The 20886-nt window shown below is 71.0% G+C and carries 23 protein-coding genes and 2 pseudogenes; 13 read left to right on the forward strand and 12 right to left on the reverse strand.

Annotated elements, in window-relative coordinates:
* Positions 1 to 143: 143 nt before the first annotated feature.
* Positions 144 to 437 (forward strand): hypothetical protein, encoded by a 294-nt coding sequence (locus ACRX5S_RS12125; RefSeq protein ID WP_436772888.1) that lies wholly within the window; start codon positions 144 to 146, stop codon positions 435 to 437.
* Between the two features lie 272 nt (positions 438 to 709).
* Here the strand turns inward: ACRX5S_RS12125 and ACRX5S_RS12130 are convergent, their stop codons facing one another.
* Positions 710 to 1072 carry a hypothetical protein gene (locus tag ACRX5S_RS12130; protein WP_436773200.1) on the reverse strand — a complete coding sequence of 121 codons (363 nt, stop codon included), beginning with the start codon at positions 1070 to 1072 and terminating at the stop codon, positions 710 to 712.
* Between the two features lie 37 nt (positions 1073 to 1109).
* A complete protein-coding gene (locus ACRX5S_RS12135) occupies positions 1110 to 2405 on the reverse strand; it encodes a helix-turn-helix transcriptional regulator (RefSeq protein ID WP_436772889.1) in 1296 nt (431 codons plus the stop codon).
* 180 nt (positions 2406 to 2585) lie between these two features.
* Between ACRX5S_RS12135 and ACRX5S_RS12140 the strand changes: the two genes are divergently transcribed.
* The 3 genes and pseudogenes from ACRX5S_RS12140 to ACRX5S_RS12150 all read left to right on the forward strand — a co-directional run bounded on the left by ACRX5S_RS12140 (position 2586) and on the right by ACRX5S_RS12150 (position 4099).
* Positions 2586 to 2915, forward strand: a complete 330-nt coding sequence (locus ACRX5S_RS12140) for a hypothetical protein (RefSeq protein WP_436772890.1) — start codon at positions 2586 to 2588, stop codon at positions 2913 to 2915.
* 331 nt (positions 2916 to 3246) lie between these two features.
* Positions 3247 to 3354, forward strand: a pseudogene (locus ACRX5S_RS12145) (protein-L-isoaspartate(D-aspartate) O-methyltransferase); the annotation flags it as partial.
* Positions 3355 to 3415: 61 nt separating this feature from the next.
* On the forward strand, positions 3416 to 4099 hold the full coding sequence (locus ACRX5S_RS12150) for a hypothetical protein (protein WP_436772891.1): 684 nt from the start codon (positions 3416 to 3418) through the stop codon (positions 4097 to 4099).
* Between the two features lie 5 nt (positions 4100 to 4104).
* Here the strand turns inward: ACRX5S_RS12150 and ACRX5S_RS12155 are convergent, their stop codons facing one another.
* The 4 genes from ACRX5S_RS12155 to ACRX5S_RS12170 form a co-directional block, all read right to left on the reverse strand.
* Positions 4105 to 4878 carry a maleylpyruvate isomerase family mycothiol-dependent enzyme gene (locus tag ACRX5S_RS12155; protein WP_436772892.1) on the reverse strand — a complete coding sequence of 258 codons (774 nt, stop codon included), beginning with the start codon at positions 4876 to 4878 and terminating at the stop codon, positions 4105 to 4107.
* Positions 4879 to 5013: 135 nt separating this feature from the next.
* A complete protein-coding gene (locus tag ACRX5S_RS12160; RefSeq protein ID WP_436772893.1) occupies positions 5014 to 6147 on the reverse strand; it encodes a prenyltransferase in 1134 nt (377 codons plus the stop codon).
* Entirely contained in the window at positions 6144 to 6881 is a 738-nt protein-coding gene (locus ACRX5S_RS12165; protein WP_436772894.1) for a class I SAM-dependent methyltransferase, read from the reverse strand. Before ACRX5S_RS12165 ends, ACRX5S_RS12160 begins: the two co-directional genes overlap by 4 nt.
* Positions 6882 to 6962: 81 nt before the next feature.
* The gene (locus ACRX5S_RS12170; protein WP_436772895.1) at positions 6963 to 8321 is read right to left on the reverse strand and encodes a glycosyltransferase family 4 protein; all 1359 of its coding nucleotides are present in this window, start codon (positions 8319 to 8321) and stop codon (positions 6963 to 6965) included.
* A gap of 161 nt (positions 8322 to 8482) precedes the next feature.
* Between ACRX5S_RS12170 and ACRX5S_RS12175 the strand changes: the two genes are divergently transcribed.
* Positions 8483 to 9166, forward strand: coding sequence for a TetR family transcriptional regulator (locus ACRX5S_RS12175; RefSeq protein WP_436772896.1), 684 nt, complete (start codon positions 8483 to 8485; stop codon positions 9164 to 9166).
* Between the two features lie 127 nt (positions 9167 to 9293).
* On the opposite strand, the gene ACRX5S_RS12180 is transcribed toward ACRX5S_RS12175, so the two are convergent.
* Together ACRX5S_RS12180 and ACRX5S_RS12185 are read right to left on the reverse strand one after the other, a co-directional pair.
* Positions 9294 to 9524 carry a ferredoxin gene (locus tag ACRX5S_RS12180; protein ID WP_436772897.1) on the reverse strand — a complete coding sequence of 77 codons (231 nt, stop codon included), beginning with the start codon at positions 9522 to 9524 and terminating at the stop codon, positions 9294 to 9296.
* 119 nt (positions 9525 to 9643) lie between these two features.
* A complete protein-coding gene (locus ACRX5S_RS12185; RefSeq protein ID WP_436772898.1) occupies positions 9644 to 11101 on the reverse strand; it encodes an aldehyde dehydrogenase in 1458 nt (485 codons plus the stop codon).
* A gap of 238 nt (positions 11102 to 11339) precedes the next feature.
* Between ACRX5S_RS12185 and ACRX5S_RS12190 the strand changes: the two genes are divergently transcribed.
* Positions 11340 to 12413 (forward strand): MBL fold metallo-hydrolase, encoded by a 1074-nt coding sequence (locus ACRX5S_RS12190; protein ID WP_436772899.1) that lies wholly within the window; start codon positions 11340 to 11342, stop codon positions 12411 to 12413.
* A 146-nt stretch (positions 12414 to 12559) separates the two neighbouring features.
* On the opposite strand, the gene ACRX5S_RS12195 is transcribed toward ACRX5S_RS12190, so the two are convergent.
* Positions 12560 to 12943, reverse strand: coding sequence for a DUF779 domain-containing protein (locus ACRX5S_RS12195; protein ID WP_436772900.1), 384 nt, complete (start codon positions 12941 to 12943; stop codon positions 12560 to 12562).
* Positions 12944 to 13037: 94 nt separating this feature from the next.
* Positions 13038 to 14555, reverse strand: coding sequence for an aldehyde dehydrogenase (gene adh / locus ACRX5S_RS12200; protein WP_436772901.1), 1518 nt, complete (start codon positions 14553 to 14555; stop codon positions 13038 to 13040).
* Positions 14556 to 14944: 389 nt separating this feature from the next.
* On the opposite strand from adh, the pseudogene ACRX5S_RS12205 reads away from it, so the two are divergent.
* Positions 14945 to 15139 (forward strand): annotated as a pseudogene (locus tag ACRX5S_RS12205) (hypothetical protein); the annotation flags it as partial.
* Positions 15140 to 15325: 186 nt separating this feature from the next.
* Entirely contained in the window at positions 15326 to 15550 is a 225-nt protein-coding gene (locus tag ACRX5S_RS12210; RefSeq protein ID WP_436773201.1) for an FmdB family zinc ribbon protein, read from the forward strand.
* Here ACRX5S_RS12210 and ACRX5S_RS12215 read toward each other — a convergent pair.
* Entirely contained in the window at positions 15479 to 16297 is an 819-nt protein-coding gene (locus tag ACRX5S_RS12215; RefSeq protein ID WP_436772902.1) for a restriction endonuclease, read from the reverse strand. The two genes, ACRX5S_RS12210 and ACRX5S_RS12215, sit on opposite strands and share 72 nt — an antisense overlap.
* Positions 16298 to 16458: 161 nt before the next feature.
* Positions 16459 to 17289: an SDR family NAD(P)-dependent oxidoreductase gene (locus ACRX5S_RS12220; RefSeq protein ID WP_436772903.1), complete on the reverse strand. Its 831-nt coding sequence runs from the start codon at positions 17287 to 17289 to the stop codon at positions 16459 to 16461.
* 180 nt (positions 17290 to 17469) lie between these two features.
* On the opposite strand from ACRX5S_RS12220, the gene ACRX5S_RS12225 reads away from it, so the two are divergent.
* From ACRX5S_RS12225 to ACRX5S_RS12245, 5 genes are all read left to right on the forward strand, one after another.
* On the forward strand, positions 17470 to 17775 hold the full coding sequence (locus ACRX5S_RS12225) for a GNAT family N-acetyltransferase (protein WP_436772904.1): 306 nt from the start codon (positions 17470 to 17472) through the stop codon (positions 17773 to 17775).
* 91 nt (positions 17776 to 17866) lie between these two features.
* Positions 17867 to 18295, forward strand: coding sequence for a (4Fe-4S)-binding protein (locus ACRX5S_RS12230; protein ID WP_436772905.1), 429 nt, complete (start codon positions 17867 to 17869; stop codon positions 18293 to 18295).
* Between the two features lie 163 nt (positions 18296 to 18458).
* On the forward strand, positions 18459 to 18977 hold the full coding sequence (locus ACRX5S_RS12235) for a hypothetical protein (RefSeq protein WP_436772906.1): 519 nt from the start codon (positions 18459 to 18461) through the stop codon (positions 18975 to 18977).
* 364 nt (positions 18978 to 19341) lie between these two features.
* Positions 19342 to 19800, forward strand: a complete 459-nt coding sequence (locus tag ACRX5S_RS12240; RefSeq protein WP_436772907.1) for an LppU/SCO3897 family protein — start codon at positions 19342 to 19344, stop codon at positions 19798 to 19800.
* Positions 19801 to 19891: 91 nt separating this feature from the next.
* Positions 19892 to 20707, forward strand: coding sequence for a serine hydrolase domain-containing protein (locus ACRX5S_RS12245; protein ID WP_436772908.1), 816 nt, complete (start codon positions 19892 to 19894; stop codon positions 20705 to 20707).
* The last annotated feature ends 179 nt before the right edge of the window (positions 20708 to 20886 follow it).

Raw genomic sequence — 20886 nt, forward strand, 5'->3', positions numbered from 1 at the left:
GCGGCCCCCGACCGCGCCGCGCCCCAGCCCATGAAGGCGGATCGCGATGGAGAGCAACCGGGGGCAGCCGAGCACCGAGACGCGCCATATTCCCCTACGTGCACTTGAGGTACTTAGGTCCTCTGATGGAGGAGGTGGATGCGATGTCGATACCGACCACGGCCGGGGCGGCGAAGCGCCAGGCGCCGCTGAAGGTGGACCCGGCGACCGATGAGTTGATTTCCCAGGGGGCGCACTGCCTCGGGGTGACCAAGAAGGACCTGGTCGCCGAGGCGGTACGTGCCTACTTGGAGCAGCGCCGGGCGGACGTGCGCCGCGGCATGGTCGAGGCAATGCGGGTGCTGGACGGGTCGTTGTCGTCGAACGTGTCGATGCTGACAGGGCTGTCCCCGGAACGCATCGAGCAACTCGGCGGGGTCGGGGAGTGGGATGGCTGAGCCTCCCGAGGCACCCATGCGCCCGACGCCGCGCGTCCTCAGGGAGGATCTGGACCTCCCCATCCCGTCCGCCCGGGTTTCGTTGGACGACGTCGAACATCCCTTGCTGGACCAGGCATCAGCTCAGTTCGCGGCCCGGTACCGAACACCATCGTCGCCTTGATCCTCGGTCGCGTGCCCGGCTGCGCCGCAGACGGATGGTTCCCCGAGTACGCGGTGCCCGAGCGCAGCCTCCTGCCCGCCGAGTCCGCTGACTCGCCGCGAACTGGCGTTCAGGCGGCCAGGACCCGTTGCTCGATCGAGTCGAAGATGTCGGCGTCGGTTTCCTGCTGCCACTTGGGGAGGTCGTCCCAGTCGGCGACGTACGCGGGCTTGGGCGACTCGATGTGCTTGTGGATCTGGGCGATCCAACAGGTGGCGACGAAGCGCCCCCGTTGGACGCGGTCGAGCTTCGCGGTGTTGCCGCCGCTCACCTCGACGAAGGCTTGGACCTGAGCGTGAACGGCTGCGGCCGCCTGGCGTTCCCAGTCCGGTGTTTCGTCCCATGGGGCGATGTAGCCGGGCTTCGGCTCACCGGGAAAGTGCTTGAGTACGCCCGCAATCCACGCCTCGCGGAAGTAGCGACCGGGCTCCACGTCCAAAACAGTTCCTCTCACCTCTTGCCGACGACGCTCAATCCAGCGCCGCAATGGCGTCCAGCAAGTGCGTGGTCCGGTTGTCGCCCTTGTACGGGTCGAGCCGACCAGACAGCCCTTGCAGCCTACGCCCGACGTAGCCGGAGTTCGTTTGCCGCGCCAGTTCGACGGCTGCGCTTCCGTAGTGAATGGCACTGTCCAGATCACGGCGTTGAGTGCCAAGGGCCGCCAAGTCGATGAGGACGCCGCTGCGACGTCGTGGGGACAGTCGCTGAGCGAGTGCAGTGGTGAGGGCTTGCTCCGCCAAGTCGGAGCGGGCAAGTTGGAGGTAGCAAGTGCCCCGTTCCTCGGCGAGACGTGACCCGTCAAAGCGGAGCCACCCGTCGTTGTGGACCTTGCCACGGAGGGTGTGGACGTCTTCAGCGGCATCCAGCGACCGCTTGCACTCGTCCAAGTCGCCGAGCCCAGCGTACGTTTCAGCCTGCACCGCGGAGATCCAGTGTCGGGTCGACAGCCGGTCGTCACCGCGTCGGGCGACAAGGGCAGCAGTGGCCAGCAGCGGCGCCGCATCGGCGAAGCGCTGCTCGTACACGCTGATGTAGGCGTGCCGGGTCAACGCGCAGGCCCACAGGTCGAACGCTTGGGCCTCCCGCCCGGCGGAGGCCGCGAGGCTGTAACAGTAGGCGGCGTCGGTATAGCGGTTCGCGTCGAAGAAGATCTCGCCGGCCAGTTGGAAGAGGTCCGCAGCAAGGGCGCAGAGGCGTCGATGCGCGGTGTCAGTACGCGCCGACCTGAGTCCGGCGGCGAGAATAGCCAGTTGCTCGCGCACAACGGGGAAGACTGCGCCCTTGGACGGGGCGAGGGCAAAAACATGCCACAGATGCGCGTTCAGTTGCTCGGGGTCGTTCGTGCCGCCTCGAGGCGCTCCTGTCTCATCGAAGTCGGCCGCGACAGCTTCAACTGTCGGCAGTGCCAGTAGCGTTCCGGAGATCGTAGCCAGACGCATGAAATCACGGCGGATCATTTCGTCAAGGTCTCCCGCAGTCGTCTTACCCTCCGCTCCCGGCACGGCCACCAAACTGCGCGTGTCGGAAACGAGTTCCATTGCCAGGTGGGGGGAAGGCGCGGCCAGGATCGCGTCCAGTTGGGCCGCGGACAGCTTCAGGAGGCGGGCCAACAGCGGTCGCAGGAACGGCTGTGGGTCGGCCGTACCTCGCTCCCAACGGCAGATCGTGCTGCGGTCTACGCGTAATCGCTCCGCGAGCGCCTCCTGGCTGAAGCCGAGAGCCTTGCGGCGCGCTGCGAGGTCCTGACGGGTGGTACGCACTGGCATTCCCCCAGTCTGCGGAGCGTTTGTCCTGGTCAGCGCAGCCGATGCCGCAAGTATGACGCACAAGTGCCGCAGTGCTGCGCTGGCTCGTCGCAACAGCCTGCGGTTGCCTGGTGGTTGCCGAGGACGGGTCTCCCGTTTGGCTCGCATCAGCCGACAGCCCCCTTTCGAAACGGAGTTCCGATGACCGAAGTCACGTCCGTAACACACACGGACCCCGAGATCGGCGCGGTCCTGGACACTGTGTACGGCCGCCAGCGCGTGATGGATGTTCTCGACGCCGGCCACGATCGGCGTACCGTCTACCTCCGCCCCGAACGCGGCGGCATGGAATGGACCATCGCCGCCACCGACCTCGGACGCGTGATGCGCGCCCCGGGTGACAGCCCGGCATCGCACATCATGGAGGGCAAGAAGCAGGACGACTCCAACAAGGGGTCGCAGCACGGCGGCGGCGGGTCGGACGAAGGTGGGAACACCAGTGATGGTCAGCGTCCCGCTGACGGAAAGTAGGTCGCGGGTGACGGACGATGACACCGCGGCGGGCGGCCCTGAGGGGTTGGGTGCTGCGCTGGTGGGGCTTGGGGCGTTGACCGGGGATTGGCTTGCGGCGTACCTCGCCACGCCGCGGGAACACTTCGTTCCTGACGTGATTTGGCCGGGGCGGGCGGACGAAAACCGGCAGGACGACCGGGTGATCCGGGGCGACAACCCCGAACTGTGGTTGCGGACGGTCTACCAGGACGTACCGATCACCACGCAATGGGACGACGGAACGTATGACGGCCCCAACCGCGGTACCACGCCGTCCAGTTCCAGCAGCATGCCACGCATGGTCTTCTTGATGCTGGCGGCGCTCGACGTCCAACCCGGCCACCGTGTCCTGGAGATCGGCACCGGAACAGGCTGGAACGCGGCCCTGCTTGCGCATCGCGTCGGGGCCGCGAACGTGGTGTCGGTCGAAGTCGACGCCGCCGTGGCCGAGGAGGCCCGTCGGCGGCTCGCGAAAATCGGTGACGGATCCGGTCCTCGTCGCCGGGGACGGTTCGCTCGGAGCACCCGAACACGCGCCGTACGACCGGCTCATCGCGACCTGCTCCATCGGGCACGTCCCATCCGCCTGGCTCGCGCAGACGCGCCCCGGCGGGTTGATCGTCGCGCCTTGGGGACCGACGTACGGCGGCGAGGGGATCGTACGGCTGACCGTGGCCGAGGACGGCTCCGCGTCCGGGCGGTTCACCGGATCCTCGGCGTTCATGCGTCTGCGGCAACAGCGCGTGGAGCGCCCGCCGTTCAAGGCCTACCTCACCGAACCGTGGCCGGCCGACAGCGAAGAGAGATCGACCGCACTGTCACCGGACCAAGTCGGCGACTGGATCGACATGTTCGCGATCGGCGTGCAAGTCCCCCGCATGTTCTGCCGCGTCGAGCGCTACGAGGGCGGCTCGTACACGCTCTGGCTGTACGACACCGACGCCACGAGTTGGGCAACGGCCGACTACGAGCCGGACGCCGTCCAGTACGACGTCCGGCAGTCGGGTCCCCGGCACCTCTGGGACGAACTCGAAACGGCCTGGCGGTGGTGGGACGCGCAAGGCCGCCCGGACTTCGACCGGTTCGGGCTCACCGTGAAGGCGGGCGACAACGAAACAGTCTGGCTTGATGAGCCGGACAATCCTGTGCCGGTGCCAACGTAAACGGACTACAGAGCCGTCGCCGCGAGCCAGCGCGTCAGTACCGAATCATCGCCGAACACCTCTACGCCGTCCGGCAGTTCCCTTCGTCGATGCAACACCAGCATGACGGCCACCGCGTCGCCGCGCAGGGCCGCGTCGCCCTTGGCGTGGCCTCGGGTCCAGGTGTAGCCGTCCGGCGAGAGGGTGATGGTCCACTCCCCCGCGCGTGGGCCGCCCGAGGTGTGGATGTGCAGGGTTTCCCCGGTCCCACCGGGGAAGTCGCGGGGCGAAGTCCCCGCGCCCGGGATCACCGTGAGGAGTTCGTCGATGCAGTCGACCGCGACCTCCGGGTCGACCACGGGTTCAAAACCCAAGGCGAGTTCGGCGTCGACGCGGTGGACCGTCGTTTCGTGCAGCATGCGACGGCCCCAGAAGCGGGCGTGCGGCTCCGGACCGAAGGTCCACGCCGGAGCGTCCGGGCCGGAGGCCTTGAGGTACGCCGCCGACCGCCGCGCCCCCGCGGCCAGCCACTCCGGCAGCCCCGAGGGGTCGTCCGGCAGTCCCAGGTCCAGCGACCGCGCCGGTACGGGCCCCGGCGCCGCTCCCGCCCGCACGTTCGCCGCCGACCACGCGTGCGCGATCCCCGCGTGCTTCACGAGCTTCGCGAGCGTCCAACCCGGACAGGTCGGCACCTCGGTCGTGAGGTCCGCCCCGGCCAACACCGCCGCGAACCGGTCCGCCTCGGCGACGAAGCGGTCGCAGTACTCGTCGTGGTCCCACGCGTACATCGGCTCGGTCATGCCTGTCCCCATCCTGGAGAACTCCGGAGGGCTCCGGAGAGCTGCTGGCGATGGCGTTCATTGTTCGCCTCGGCCCCGACCTCGGCCCCGACCCGGACCCCGGCGCCCCGAGACCGCGGACGCGGCCGACCACCCTCAGCGCGGGTCGAAGCAGAGTTCGCTGTCGCAGCGTACGTCGGCCGGGGCGAGGCCTACCGGGAGGGCGGTGTCGGCGTAGCCTTCGGTGCCGCCGAAGACCGTTGTGGTGGCCGGTTCGCCGCCGAGGACGGCGGTGGCGAGGATCATCGCCCCCGCGGTCCATGCCGTGCGTTCCTCGGGCCAGATGGCGTCGTCCTCGAAGACGTAGCCGGTCCAGTAGAGGCCGTCATCGTGGCGGAGGCGCTGGATCCAGGAGACGATCTCGACGGCGCGGTCGCTCTGGCCCAACGCCCAGAGGGCTATGGCGAGTTCGCAGCTCTCGGCGCCGGTGACCCACGGGCGGTCCGAGACGCAGCGCGCGCCGAGGCCGGGGACGACGAAGGTGTCCCACTGGTCGGCGATGCGCGCCTGGGCCGCGTCGCCGCGCAGGGCGGTGCCGAGGATCGGGTAGTACCAGTCCATCGAGTAGCGGTTCTTGTCGAGGAACCGCTCGGGGTGCGACACGACCGCGTGGCCCAGCCGCCCGGTGGCCAACTCCCAGTCGGGCTGCGGTTCGCCGAGGTGGTCGGCGACCGCGAGGGCACAGCGCAGCGCCTGGTACATGCTGGACGAGCCGGTCAGCAGCGCGTCCGGCACCGCCGTCCCGTCGGCCTCCCGCTTCCAGCGGATCTCGCCGCCCGGCGCCTGGAGGTCGAGGATGAACTGCGTGGCCGACTTCAGGTGCGGCCACATGCGCACCAGGAACTCCTCGTCCCCGGTGAGGAGATGGTGGTGCCAGAGGCCGACCGCGAGGTACGCGGTGAAGTTGGCCTCCTTGTTGTGGTCGGTGACCACGCCGTCCGTGTACGCGGCGTACCACGATCCGTCCGCGTTCTGCCGCGACGCCAGCCAGCGGTACGCCCGCTCCGCGAGGTCGTGACGCCCCGCGAGGTCCAGCGCCATCGCGGCCTCGGTGTGGTCCCACGGGTCCAGGTGCCCGCCCACGAACCACGGGATCGAGCCGTCCGGCCGCTGCACCGCCGCGATGCCGTCGATCGTGCGCCCGATCTGATCAACCGTCAGAACCCCGTCCAGGGCCAGGATTTCGAGCGAACCCCGGCCCGTGCCCCCATGGGCCCCGAGGCGCGTCACGCCGCGTCCTCGGCGGTGGTGGTGCGCGGCTTGACCGCGTACACGACGAAGCTCTTGCCGATGAGCGGGTTGAGCGCCTTCTCCGCCCAGCGCGTCGTGCGCGGGGCCTTCATGATGTCCCAGACCAGCAGCTTGTGGTACATCCGCACCGGCAGCGCCTTGTCGTTGTCGACGCCGACCGCGCACTTGATCCACCAGTACGGCGAGTGCAGCGCGTGCGTGAAGTGGTCGGCGTACGGCTCGAACCCGGCGGCCTCGACCCGCTCGACCAGCTCGTGCCCGCGGTAGATGCGAATGTGCCCGCCCTCGACCTCGTGGTACGCGTCCGACAGCGCCCAGCAGACCTTCTCCGGCCCGTAGCGCGGCACCGTCATCGCGGCCAGTCCGCCCGGCTTGAGCACCCGGAAGATCTCCGCCAGCACGCCCTTGTCGTCCGGGATGTGCTCCAGCACCTCGGAGATGATCACGCGGTCGAAGCTGTCGTCGGGGAAGGGCAGGGCGAGCGCGTCGCCGGTCACCGCGACCGCGGTGGCGCCCCCGGGGGCCTCGCCCGCCTCCGACATCGCCGCGAACATGGCGTTGACCTCGCGGACGTCGTCCTCGTTGCGGTCCAGCGCGACCACGTGCGCGCCGCGTCGCAGCACCTCGAACGAGTGACGGCCGCCGCCGGCGCCGAGGTCGAGGACGCGGTCCCCCGGCGCCAGCGGGAAGCGTGAGAAATCCACGGTGAGCAAGTCGGCGGCTCCGTCTCCTGTGCAGAACTGCTAAGGCTTCGCGAGGTCGTTCGGGCGGTCGGGCGGCAGCGGGACGTGAGGCTAGGCGTGCACCGCGCGGGCGTCGATCGCGGCGCGGTAGCGCTCGGCGGTCAGGACCGCCGCGTTGCGCCACGTGAAGCGTTCCAGGACGCGGGCCCGGCCGTTGCGCCCCAGCCGCGCTCTCAGCTCCGGCTCGTCGAGCAGGCGGCCGATGGCCTTGCGCAGCGCCTCGGAGTCGCCGGGCGGCACCGCGAGGCAGGTCTCGCCGTCCGCACCGGCGACCTCGGGTATCGCCCCGCCGGTGCTGGCCACGAGCGCGGTCCCGCAGCTCATCGCCTCGGCGGCGGGCAGCGAGAAGCCCTCGTACAGCGACGGTACGCAGGCCACCTCGGCGCTGCGGATCAGGTCGACCAGCTCCGCGTCGGTCAGGTCGCTGACGAAGCGCACCGACTTGCCCAGGCCGAGCTGCCGGATCGCCCGCATGACCGGCCCGTCGGCCTTCGGCCTGCCCACGACCACCAGTTCGGCCTCGCGTTCGGTGCGCAGCTTGGCCAGCGCCTCGACCAGGAAGATCAGGCCCTTGAGCGGTACGTCCGCACTCGCGGTGGTCACGACGCGCCCGGGCACCTTGGCGATCGTGTCGCTCGGCGAGAACAACTCGGTGTCGGCGCCGACCGGGACGACCGAGACGCGGTCCGGGGAGACGCCGAGGTGCTCGACGATCTCGGCCTTCGAGGAGCCGGAGACGGTGACGACCTCGGGGAGGCGCGCGGACACGCGCTTCTGCATGGTGGTGAAGCCGTACCAGCGGCGCAGCGTGATCTTGCGGCGGATCGTCGCGGCCTCGGCGATCTCCAGGGCGCGGTCCACCGTGATCGGGTGGTGGATGGTGGTGACCAGCGGGTACCCCATGCGCGGCAGCGCGAGTTGGCCGTAGCCGAGCGTCTGGTTGTCGTGCACGACGTCGAACTCGCCGCGTCGGTCCCGGAGATGGCGGGCGGCGCGGAGCGAGAAGGTCAGCGGCTCGGGGAACCCGGCGGTGAGCATGCCGCCCACTTCGAGGACGTCGATCCAGTCGCGGTACTCGCGCGGGCGCGGCAGCCGGAAGGGGTCCGGGTCGCGGTACAGGTCGAGGCTGGGGAGCTTGGTGAGCCCGACCGGGTTGCCGGGCACGTCGTCCACGACGGCGTACGGCGGCCCGGTGATGACCTCGACGTGGTGCCCGAGGCGGGCCAGCTCGCGCGACAGGTGCCGGACGTACACTCCCTGACCGCCGCAGAAAGGGTCGCCGCGGTACGCCAGGAGGGCGATTCTGAGCGGCCGATCCGCGGGGGAAGGCGCGGCGGAGGCCGGGGATTCCTCGGCCCCCACGGTCTTCCGTATCACGAATGGCCCCCTTCGACGCTCTTGGCGGAGCATAGTAGTCGCGTAATCTAGAACGAGTTTCAGTATTGAGCGCAGATTGGCCCGTCGGAGACTGCAAGATACCGCCGGGCACCGGTCACAACGGCCACGGCGTGACCCGTAACACACGCAACGGCCGTATCTGAAGTGCAGTCAGGTGAACACCAGTGTCCGGCATGCCCAGGACGACGACAGACGGGCGGATGATGACGACGTACACCAAGGCCCCGGGAGCGCCCCTCACCGAGCGCCAGGAGGCCCGCAGACGCAGGATCCTGCGGGCCACGACGCGCCTCGCGGCACAGGGCGGGTACGACTCCGTGCAGATGCGCGAGGTGGCCGAACTGTCCGAGGTCGCGCTCGGCACGCTGTACCGCTACTTCCCCTCGAAGGTGCACCTGCTCGTCGCCACGATGTACGACCAGCTCGAACAACTCGGCGGCCAGCTCCGCCGCAAGCCCAACAAGGGCCTGCCGCCGCGCGACCGGGTCGTGGACACGCTGCTGCGCGCCTTCCGCGGCATGCAGCGCGAACCGCACCTGACCGAGGCGATGATGCGCGCGCTCCAGTTCGCCGACCGCTCGGTGTCGGCGGAGGTGGACGGTGTGAGCCGGATCACCACGCAGATGATCTTCGAGGCGATCCACGAGGACGACACGGTCGAGCCGAGCACCGAGGAGTTGGCGGTGATCCGGGTGATCACGCACACCTGGCACTCGTCGCTGATCTCGTGGCTGAACGGCCGCGCGTCGATCTCGCAGGTCCGCCTGGACATCGAGACGGTCGCGCGGCTGATCCCGGAGAGCACACCGGACGACGCGTCCGACGACCCGGTGGGCGGCGGACGGGCCGCCGGCTAGACCGCGGCCCGGCACGGCCGGTGACACGTGTCGCAAGCGCGGAGAACCGCACGGGGGCGGTTTCCGGGCCGACCGGTGAGGCCGGCCGCCGGAACCGCCCGACCGCGCGGGTGCCCGGGCTCCGCCGTCACTCCGGCGGGAAGACCGGCTCGCCGGACTCCGCGTCCACGATGCTGATCGCCTCGACTGGGCAGCTCTCGGCGGCCTCCATGATCGCCTCCGAGGAGTCCAGGATCTCCAGGCGCGGGTGCGACTGCCGGCCCGCGTCGAGCTTGAAGTCGTCGGGCGCGCTGCCGATGCACATGCCCGAACCGATGCACACGGACCTGTCGACCTCGACGCGCCACTTGTCGCCCATCGGGTAACTCACCTCTTCGTTCGCGGTTCTCGTGTCGTGCCGGTCGTACCGTTCGTACGCGCGTTCCGGTGGCACCGCCCGTACCGAGAGCGTGGGACGGGCGGTGCCGCGCGGGCGCGTCAGCCCTCGTAGCCCTTGGGCATCGCGATGGACTTGCTCTCGACGTACGCCGCCAGGCCCTCGGGGCCGAACTCGCGGCCGATGCCGGAGTTCTTGAACCCGCCGAACGGGCCGTTGAAGTCGACGCCGTAGGTGTTCACCGAGTACGTCCCGGTGCGCACCTGCCGCGCGATGCCGAGGCCGCGCTCGATGTCCTCGGTCCACACACTGCCCGACAGGCCGTACTCCGAATCGTTCGCGATCTTCACGGCCTCCGCCTCGTCGCCGTACGGCAGCAGGCAGACGACCGGGCCGAAGATCTCGTCGCGCGCGACGCGCATCGCGTTGTCCACCTCGCCGAACAGCGTCGGCTCGACGTACCAGCCGGTCGGCTGCGACGCCGGGCGGCCGCCGCCGACCAGCAGCTTGGCGCCCTCGTCCCGGGCGATCGCGATGTAGTCGAGCGAGCGCTGCCGCTGCCGGTCCGCGACCAGCGGGCCGACCTGCGTCGCGGCGTCCAGCGGGTCGCCGACGACGAGCTCGGACACCCACGCCGCGATGCGCTCGCTGACCTCGTCGTAGCGGCTGCGCGGGACCAGGATCCGGGTCTGCGACACGCACGCCTGGCCGTTGTTCATGTACGCGTTGGGCATCAGGCCGGTGACCGTGTGCTCCAGGTCGGCGTCCGGCAGGATGATCGCCGCGGACTTGCCGCCGAGTTCGAGGGTCACGCGCGTGAGGTTGCGGGCCGCGACCTCCATGATGCGCTTGCCGGCGTTGACCGAGCCCGTGAACGCGACCTTGTCGATGTCCGGGTGCCCGACGAGGTATTCGCTGACCTCGCGGTCGGCCGGGACGATGTTGAGCACACCGTCCGGCAGCCCGGCGTCCTTGCATATCTCGGCGAGGATGTACGCGTCGAGCGGCGTCTCGGGGGACGGCTTCAGGACCACCGTGCAGCCCGCGGCGAAGGCCGGGCCGAGCTTGGCGGCGGTGACGAACTGCGGGACGTTCCACGGCACCACCGCCGCGACCACCCCGACCGGCTCGCGGCGCACGACGAGCGGGTTGAGCACGCCGGCGCGGCGCTCCTCCCACTGGTACGCGCGGGCGGTGTTGACGGCCGTGTCGTACAGCATCCCGGCGCCCATCGACTGGGCGAAGATGCTCCACGAGTAAGGCGAGCCGTTCTGCGAGCTGACCAGCTTCGCGATCTCCTCGTAGCGGGTCATGAACGCGTCCTTGATGCGCCCGACGACCTCAAGGCGCTCTTCCAGCGTCATGCGCGGCCAGGGGCCGTGGTCGAACGCCTTGCGCGCGGCGGCGACGGCGGCGTCGACATCGGCCTTCGAGGCATGCGGCACGCGCCCGATGACCTGCTCGGTGTGCGGGGACACCACCTCGATGACGTCCGACCCGTGCGGATCGACGAGGCTCCCGCCGATGAACAGTTGACCGTGGTCCAACACGTCCGTCACCTGGTCCTCCTGGGGCTGGCTGCCTGGATGTCGGGTCGGCGCAAGGCATGCGTCCGCTGAGTAGAACAGATATCAGTTGCACGCGGTGGTAACAACGGATTCCCGGCACCAATGAGACTGGAGTCTCACCTTGCGTCCCATAATGCCCCGCGTGCCACCCCCTTCGGAATTACTAGACCTCGTCAACTATATTGCGCATTAGAATCGTGCATAGTGCACCGACCCGGGGAGGACGCCCATGCCGGCAACGGAGCCCGACAAGGCACCTGACAAGGCGTCAACCACCGTTACCGCCACGGACCTCGGCGGCGGCGTGTGGACCGTGCCGGTGCCGATCCCGGACAACCCGCTGGGCAACACGCTCGTCTACGTCCTGGAGAGCGAGCGCGGACCCGTGCTCGTGGACGCCGGCTGGGACGACCCCGCCTCGCTCGCGGCGCTGACCGCGGGCCTGGAGTCGATCGGCACCTCGATCACCGACGTGCACGGGGTGCTGGTCACCCACAACCACCCCGACCACCACGGCCTGTCGCAGGCGATCGTCGACGCGTCGGGCGCGTGGCTCGCGATGCACGAGGCCGACGCGGCGCACGTCCACCTCTTCAACACCGCGCCGCGCTCCCAGTGGCTCGACCACCACCTGGAGATCCTGCGGGCCGCGGGGGCGCCGCAGTCGGCGCTGGACGACCTCACCGGCCTGCGCACCGCCTCGATGGCCAGCAAGCCGCGCATGCGCCTCGCCACCCCGGACCGCACCCTCGTGCACGGCGAACTGGCCGACGTGGCCGGTCGCGACGTACGGATCGTCTGGACGCCGGGCCACACCCCGGGCCACGTCTGCCTGCACCTCGAAGAGGCCATCGGCACCCGCGGCGAACGCGCCGGGCGCCTGCTCTCCGGCGACCACCTGCTGCCCGAGATCACCCCGCACATCGGCCTGTACGAGGACACCGAGGAATCCGACCCGCTCGGCGACTTCCTGGCCTCGCTGGCCAAGGTCGCCTCGATGCCGGTCACCGGCGTCCTCCCGGCCCACAAGTACCTGTTCACCGACGCCGCGGCCCGCGTCGACGAGATCACCGCCTTCCACGAGAAGCGCCTCGCAACCCTGCACGCCCGCCTCGTCGCCGCGCCGCTGACCCTGTGGGAGATCGCCGTCGGCATGGACTGGAACCGCCCCTGGGAGCAACTCAACGCCCAGAACCGCCAGATCGCCCTGAGCGAGGCCGCCGCCCACCTCCGCCACCTCGTCAAACGCGGCCAGGCCGGCCCCGCCACCCTCGACGACCCCATCCGCTACACCGCCGCGTAGCGGCACCGGACGCCCCGCGCCGCGCACGCGCGGGGCGCCCTTCGGATCGCGAGCCGAGCGGCGCACCGGGCACGGGCAACGAGCGACCGCGACGCGTGATCAGATGCGCGGAAGCAGGGTTGCCGCCGCCCGGTCGGCCGCGCCGCTCAGTCGACCGGGCCGGTGACCACCGGCTCACGCTCCAGCTCCGCCGCCTCGCCGTCCGAGAACACGCGCGAGCGGATCAGGAAGCGGAACCCGGTCGGCGCCTCCACCGAGAACCCGCCGCCGCGCCCCGGCACGATGTCGACGGTCAGGTGCGTGTGCCGCCAGTACGCGTACTGCGCGGCACTGATGTAGAACGGTGTGTCCGCGACCCGCCCCAGGTAGACGTCCGCGTCGCCCACCCGGAACTCGCCGCGCGGATAGCACATCGGCGACGAGCCGTCGCAGCAGCCGCCGCTCTGATGGAACATCAGGGGCCCGTGCCGCTCGGCCAGTTCGCCGAGCAGCGCGGACGCCGCCGGGGTGATCGCGACCTTCTCCACCATGCGCGCCCCTCCCGCCCGGGAGTCGCCCCGGGCTCGTTCCGGAAGACCCGGCCCCGCCCTGGTGCCGTGACCGGAAGGGTTCACCGGCCCCGGTCTAGAAGAACCCGAGCCGCTTCGGGCTGTAGCTCACCAACAGGTTTTTGGTCTGCTGGTAGTGGTCGAGCATCATCCGGTGGGTCTCGCGCCCGATGCCGGACGCCTTGTACCCGCCGAACGCCGCGTGCGCGGGGTACGCGTGGTAGCAGTTCGTCCACACCCGCCCGGCCTTGATCTCGCGGCCCAGGCGGTACGCCCGCGTCGCGTCGCGCGTCCACACGCCCGCGCCCAGCCCGTACAGCGTGTCGTTGGCGAGGCGCAGCGCCTCCGCCTCGTCCCCGAACGTGGTCACCGACACGACCGGTCCGAAGATCTCCTCCTGGAAGATGCGCATGTCGTTGGTGCCGCGGAAAATCGTCGGCTCGACGTAGTAGCCCTCCTCCAGCCCCTCGACGATCTTGCGGTTGCCGCCGACCAGCACCTCGGCGCCTTCCTGCCGGCCGATGTCGAGGTAGGAGAGGATCTTCTCCAGTTGGTCGTTCGACGCCTGCGCGCCGACCATCGTCGCCGGGTCGAGCGGGTCGCCCTGCACAATCGCCCGAGTGCGCTCCAACGCCCGATCCATGAACGCGTCGTAGACCGACTCCTGGATCAGCGCGCGCGACGGACACGTGCAGACCTCGCCCTGGTTGAGGGCGAACATGACGAACCCCTCGACCGCCTTGTCGAGGTAGTCGTCGTCCGCGGCCAGCACGTCGGCGCAGAAGATGTTGGGGCTCTTGCCGCCGAGTTCGAGCGTGACCGGGATGATGTTCTCGCTGGCGTACTGCATGATCAGGCGGCCGGTCGTGGTCTCGCCGGTGAAGGCGACCTTCGCGACGCGCTTGCTGCTCGCCAGGGGCTTGCCGGCCTCGAACCCGAAGCCGTTGACGACGTTGACGACGCCGGGCGGCAGCAGGTCGGCGATCAACTCCAGGAACACCAGGATCGACACCGGGGTCTGCTCGGCCGGCTTGAGCACCACGCAGTTGCCGGCCGCCAGGGCCGGGGCGAGCTTCCACGTCGCCATCAGCAGCGGGAAGTTCCACGGGATGATCTGCCCGACCACGCCCAGCGGTTCGTGGAAGTGGTACGCGACCGTGTCGTCGTCGATCTGCGCGATCGAGCCCTCCTGCGCCCGGATCACGCCCGCGAAGTAGCGGAAGTGGTCGACGGCGAGCGGGAGATCGGCGGCCAGCGTCTCGCGGACCGGCTTGCCGTTGTCCCACGTCTCGATGACGGCGAGCCGTTCGAGGTTCTCCTCCATACGGTCCGCGATCCGCAGCAGGACGCGCGAGCGCTCGGTGGTGCTGGTGCGCCCCCACGACTCGGCGGCGGCGTGCGCGGCGTCGAGGGCCAGTTCGATGTCCTCCGCGGTCGAGCGGGCGACCTCGCAGTACTGCTGCCCGGTGACCGGCGAGATGTTGGGGAAGTACTCGCCGCGGACCGGCGGCACCTGCTTGCCGCCGATGAAATTGTCGTACCTCTCCTGGAAGTTGAGCATGCTTCCGGGCTGTCCTGGCCGCTGGTACACCACGTGTCCTCCTCGGCACGGCGGCGGTGCTCGCCACGAACGGACGTGCGGACGAACTTGCGGGGGTACGGGAGTTCTTGTCCTGGGTGCTGACGTACCGACGAAGCTAGTAGTAGTCGCGCCGTCACACCACCCGTACGAGTGAACATCACGGGTGAAAGGCGACGCTCCGGGCACTGGCGCACGCGTGCCCCGGCTCCCCGGGAACCTCCTGCTCGGACGGCCGCCGCGCACCGCGCAGATGAGCCGGACGCTGCTGCCGAAGCGCCTCGCCCTGCCGTGTTCTGCTCCGACCCGCTGTCCTCGGTCGCGTACGCCACCGGCGAGATCCTGCTCGTGCCGTCGTTCGGCGGAACGGCCGTGCTGCACCCGGCGTGGTGGACGGCGCGGGCGGCTACGCGGGGCTCGCGCTGTTCTTCCTGACCCCGCGCGTGTTCGCCTCCGGCTGTGCGGCGCTGACCGGCGTCGAGGCGGTGAGCAACGGCGTCCCGGCCTTCGCCGAGCCCAAGAGCCGCAACGCGGCCACGACGCCGTCCGTCATGGGGCTGCTTTCGGTCACGATGTTCTGCGGCATCACCGCGCCGGCGACGAGCCCCCGCACAACGAAAAGCGGAGTGACGATCGGTCGGCGACGTAGTCGCCCCCGAGTGCCGGAAGTTGGTGCATCTTCGGCCCGCCGAACCTGGCCGCGGCCCACCCCCTCCCACCGCGCCGCGCGCAGCGCGTCTGGGCGGGGCTGGGGCTCGGGGTGGGGCGTCGGTACGCTGTGGGGCATGCCCAATTACGACTTTCGATGCCGTGCGTGTGGGGACACCTTCACCGTGAACCGCCCGATGGCGGAGTCTGCGGCGCCGGCGGCGTGCCCGGCGGGGCACGACGACACGGTCAAGCTGTTGTCCGCGGTCGGGATCTCCGGTGGGCTGGGCTCAGGACCCGCTCCCGCGCCGCGGCCGTCCGGAGGCGGCGGGGCGTGCTGCGGCGGGGGCTGCTGCGGCTGACCGCCGGGCCCGGGGCAGGCGCCGCGGGCGGGCGGCCGGGTCGTCCGGGTCCGCCGCCGGCGCGGCCGTGCCCTCCTCCTCCGCGGAGTCGGCCGCTCGCAGCGCGGCCGGGATCTCGGCCTCCAGGTCCCAGCGCGCGAGCGCACGGCGGTCGAGCAACTGCGGCGCGCCGTCCGCCGCGGCGAGGTCGTGCGCCTTGCGCGAGAAGCCGCCCGCGGTGGTGGCGAGGACGCGCGTACGCCCCTCGTGCTGCTCGTCCTCGACCAGCCGCTCCACGAGCGATCCGGACACCGTCGCCGCCCCGGCCGCGGCGCGGCACCGTACGACGACGCCCGTGCCGTCCACGAGCGTGCCGGTGACGTCGACCGAGTGCGCGTCGTCGTGCACCCGTACCGCCTCGACGTCGGCGAGCCCGTCGCGGCGGCACAGGTCGGCGACGTGGTCGCCCAGGCGCACCGGGTCCATGCGGTCCAGCCGCAGCAGGGCGGCCCGCGCCTCGCGGTCCTGGTTCTCGCGGCGGCGGACCACCTCGACGGTCCGGGTGTCGCGGGCGAACAGCCACCACAGCACGATGACCGCGATGCCGCCCCCGCCGCCGTAGACGCCCAGCAGGTACGGCTCCTGGCCGACCCCCGCCGCCTCGACCAGCGCCCACACGCCGACCGCGAGAACCTCCGCGCCGACCAGCAGCGCCGCCAGCCATCCCGGTGAACGCCGCGCTCCCGCACCGCCCGCACGTACCGCCATCTCCGCCGCCCCCTGTCGGTCCCGGTGTGCTCTCCGTCGCCTGATACCCGCCCTGACGATCGAATTCGCATGGCGGTTCCCGCAATTGCGGGGCGGGAGGCGGGCGGGGGCGGGCTCACCCGGAGAAGGCTCCGCCGGACCGGCGGAGCCGACGGCACGGATCAGGCGTGGTCCGGGAGGTTGGTCCAGCCGCGGCCGTCCGCCTTGCCGTACCAACCGCTCGCGGCCGTGGTGCCGCCGTCGACCGGGACCACGTGGCCGGTGACGAACGACGAGGCGTCGGACGCCAGGAACAGCACGACCTGGGCGTACTCGTCCGGCTCGCCGAAGCGTCCGACCGGGATCCACGACTGGATCAGCTTCTCGTCCCGGCCGCGCAGCATCTGCTCGCGCGGGGTCTGCAACGTCTGCGCCATGTCGGGGGCGATGCAGTTCACGCGCACCCCCTTGCGACCGACGTCGACCGCGAGGCTCTTGGTGAACGCGATGACCGCGGCGTTGTACGCCGAGTACACCGGGCAGCCCGGGATGCCGCGCAGCGCCTCGACCGTGGACACGTTGACGATGCTGCCCCCGCCGCTCTCGATCATCGGCGGCAGCAGGGCGTGCGTGACGCGCAGTACGTGCTCGAAGTTGATCGCGTGCGACGCGGCCCAGTCCTCCTCGGTGCTGCGCAGGAAGACCGACGACGGCCGGTAGTCGCCGACGTTGTTGACCAGGACGTCGACGCGGCCCTCGGGGGTGGCCGCGAGCGCGGCGTCCCGCAGGCTCGCGACGGTGCCGGGCTCGCGGATGTCGCCGACCACGGTGACGGCCTTGCCGCCGGCGTCGGCGATGTCCTTCGCGGCGGCCTCCGCGTACCCGGCGTCGATGTCGTTGAGCACGACGAGCGCGCCCGCACGGGCGAGCAGGCGGGAGACCCCGCCGCCGATCCCGGCCCCTCCTCCGGTGACCACAGCGACACGTCCGGCCAGGGGTTCGGGTTCCAGCACGCCCATCTCCTCCACATCCGGCGCCCAAATATGACGCCCCGTCAGATAAAGGCATGTTGACCTTCCTGCCCGCACAGGTCAAGCGCCGGGTCGCGCCCGGGGTGGTCGTAGGGTCGAATGGTCCGAGGACTTTTCGCGGGCGTTCACGTCCGCTCACCATCGACCGAAAATGAGGACCTGATGGACGTCACCGTCGTTCATTTGCCGGAGAACGACCGCTATGAGGTCCGGGTTGACGGCGAGGCCGCCGGGTACGCCGAGTACATGGCCACCGAACAAGTGACCGTATTCACCCACACAGAGGTGTCCGACAAGTTCGAGGGCATGGGCCTCGGGGGCAAGCTCGCCAAGGGCGCGCTGGACGACGTGCGCGCCTCGGGGCGGGGCGTCCTCCCGCTGTGCCCCTTCTTGAAGGGCTGGATCGAGCGCCACCCGGAGTACCAGGACCTCGTTGTCGAGGACCCGCGCGACGAGGCGGCCGGCTGACCCAGCCGGCGCGTGTGCCGGTACGGGTGCCGGTGCATGCGCCTGTGTCGGCCGGGGCGCCGGTCCGCGGACGGCGAGGACGGAGACGACCATGAGCGAATCGAAAGCCAAGGTCTACGAGGCCGAAGACGTCACCGTGACCTTCGACGCGCACCGCTGCCTGCACTCGGGCGAGTGCGTGCGCGGCCTGCCCGCCGTGTTCGACACCGCCCGCAGGCCCTGGGTGGACGCGTCCGCGGCCGCGCCGGAGGAGATCGCCGAGGTCATCTCGCGGTGCCCCAGCGGTGCCCTGCACTACACGCTCACCGGCGGCGCGCCGGAGACGCCGGTCCACCCGACCACGGTGACCGCGGTGGCCGGCGGGCCCTTCGTCCTGCGCGGCCATCTGGTGCTGCGCGGCGCCGACGGCAAGCACACGCACGAGACGCGCGCGGCGCTGTGCCGCTGCGGGCACACCGGCAACCAGCCCTACTGCGACGGCAGCAACGACTGCCTGCTCCAGGGCAAGAAGTGGACCTGAGAGAGCGCATTTGAGAGAGCCTTGGGCTGACCCCGATCCGCGGGGCGGCCCGGCGCTGTCGGAGCCCCTGGACGACGAGGGCGGACGCCGCGGCAACCGCGGTGTCCGGCCCCGCCGCCGGGCCACCGGTGGACCGCTGCGGCCTCGGTATTAGCCTTCCGGCATGGTCGACGTGCCCTCGCTCCTCTTCATCTGCACCGGCAACGCCACGCGCTCGGTCCTCGCCGGGGTGCTGGCGGAACGGGAGCGGCCCGCGTGGCGGGTGCGCACCGCCGGGACGTTCGTGATCGAGGGGCAGCCGGTGAGCTGGCGTACGCGGCGCGCGCTGGAGTCGCTGGGCCTCGGCGCGGACGCCCACCGCGGCACCCAGCTCACCGCCGATCACCTCGCGGAGGCCGACGTCATCGTCGCGCTGGCCTGCGAGCACGTCGCGTACATCCGCCGCAACCACCCCGAGGCCGCGGCGCGGACCACGACGCTGCACCGGCTCGTCGCGACCCTGCCGAAGGGGCAGGAGCCGCTGGCCGCGCGGATCGCCGGGCTCGGCCTCGCCGGGGTGGAGACCGACGCGACGTGGGAGGACGTCGAGGACCCGGGCGGCGGCGAGGTCGACGACTACCTCGCGTGCGCCGCCGAGATCGACACCCTGATGCGGAGCGCGCTGCCGTTGCTCGGCGAGTGAGGGGCGGCGGTCCGCCGTCGAGCCTCGGCTGAGCGTCGGTTGATGCGCGGCCTGTCACGCGGTGGCTGTCCCGCCGACCTTGCGGTCATACCCGGGCAGAACCCGCCGCGGCGCACACCGACGACTGTCAATCCCCAAGCGGGGACGCTACGTTCGGGCCTTTGCCACCACGCCCGACGAGGTCCCCTTGACGCAGCCTTCCCCCGGACCGAAACCCATCGCCGACGCCGCGGACGCGTCCGATACGCCTGACATATCGGCCCCGGACGCGGCGCCCGCCGCGGCCACGGCCGCACCAGCGGAAGCGGTCTCGCCACCGGAACCGGACTCGCCGACAGCAGCGGCCTCGCCACCGGAATCGGTCTTGCCGCCGGCAGCGGCCCCGCCACGGGAACCGGACTCGCCGCCGGATGCGACCCGGTCGCCGGAAGGCGAGCCCCCCGCGACCGCGCCGCCCCCGATCGAACGCCCCCTGCACCGGCGCCCTTGGGCGATCGCCCTCGCCGCGGGCGCGCTGCTCCTCGTGGTCGTGGTCGCGGTGACCACGGCACTCTCCGGGAGCGACGGCGACGAGGACGCGCCCGACCTCTCCCAGGCCGCGGTCGGAGACTGCCTGCACAACATCGGCACCCAGTCCGCGCCGCGCGTGTCGCTGACCGACTGCACCGGTCCCGACGCCGACTACATGCTTCTCGCCCGCCTCGACGGCGCGACCACGGCCGAGGGCTGCCCCTCCGTCGCGGTGATGACGTACGCGCAACCGGGTCCCGAGCCGTTCGTGCTCTGCATGGTCGAGCCCGACAGCCTCATGTTCGCGCCCTGAGGCCCGGACCCGGCAGGCTCCCGCCGCACTTCACCCTCCGGCGCGCGGGGGCGGCCGGTGTGCGCCGGGCCGCTCGCCGTAGGCTCGTCGCGTGGAGAGCCTGCGCGTCATCGAGTCCTGGCCGGTGCCGAACGCCGCGGCCGCCGTGGTCGGGGCCGACGGGGCCGTCCTCGGCACCCACGGCCCGACCGGCATGCCGTTCCAACTCGCCTCGGTGACCAAGCCGCTGACCGCGTACGCCGTGCTCGTCGCCGTCGAGGAGGGCGGCGTCGAGTTGGACGAGCCCGCCGGGCCCGAGGGCGCCACGGTGCGGCATCTGCTCGCGCACACCGCCGGGTACGCGTTCGACCACGAGCGCGTGATGGCCCGTCCGGGCGACCGGCGCATCTACTCCAACGCGGGCTTCGAGGTCCTGGTCCGGCACGTCGAGCAGGCCTGCGGCATCCCGTTCCGCGTCTACCTGAACGAGGCGGTGTTCCGCCCGCTGGGCATGGCCGCCAGCAGCCTGGAGGGCTCGCCCGCGTCCGGGGGTGTCTCGACGGTCGACGACCTGGCGAGGTTCGCAGCCGAGCTGATGGCCCCCAAGCTGCTCGCGCCGGAGACGGTCGCGGAGGCGACGTCGGTGGTGTTCCCCGGCCTCGACGGCGTGGTCCCCGGGTACGGGCTCCAGCGGCCGAACGACTGGGGCCTCGGCTTCGAGATCCGCGCCCACAAGTCCCCGCACTGGACGGGCTCCCGCAACTCACCGGCGACTTTCGGCCACTTCGGGCAGCGCGGCACGTTCCTGTGGGTCGACCCGCAGGCCGGTGCCGCGACCGTGTGCCTCGCGGACCGGGATTTCGGTACATGGGCGATCGAGGCGTGGCCGCCGTTCAACGACGGGGTGCTCGCCGAGCTGGGGCGCTGACCGGGGCGTACACGCCAACCGCGCGTCCGGGTCGGGCCGTCCGGGCCCCGGCGGATATACCGGAAGTGTCGCCACATCTGGAACACGACACGCCAGAGAAACTGACAGGCCGTCAATTTCCGTGACCGGAATTGACACTGTGTCCATTGCCGGAGTGGATCGCACACCGGAATCGTTCA

The sequence above is a fragment of the Yinghuangia sp. YIM S09857 genome (genome assembly GCF_051388915.1).
Taxonomy (GTDB): domain Bacteria; phylum Actinomycetota; class Actinomycetes; order Streptomycetales; family Streptomycetaceae; genus Yinghuangia.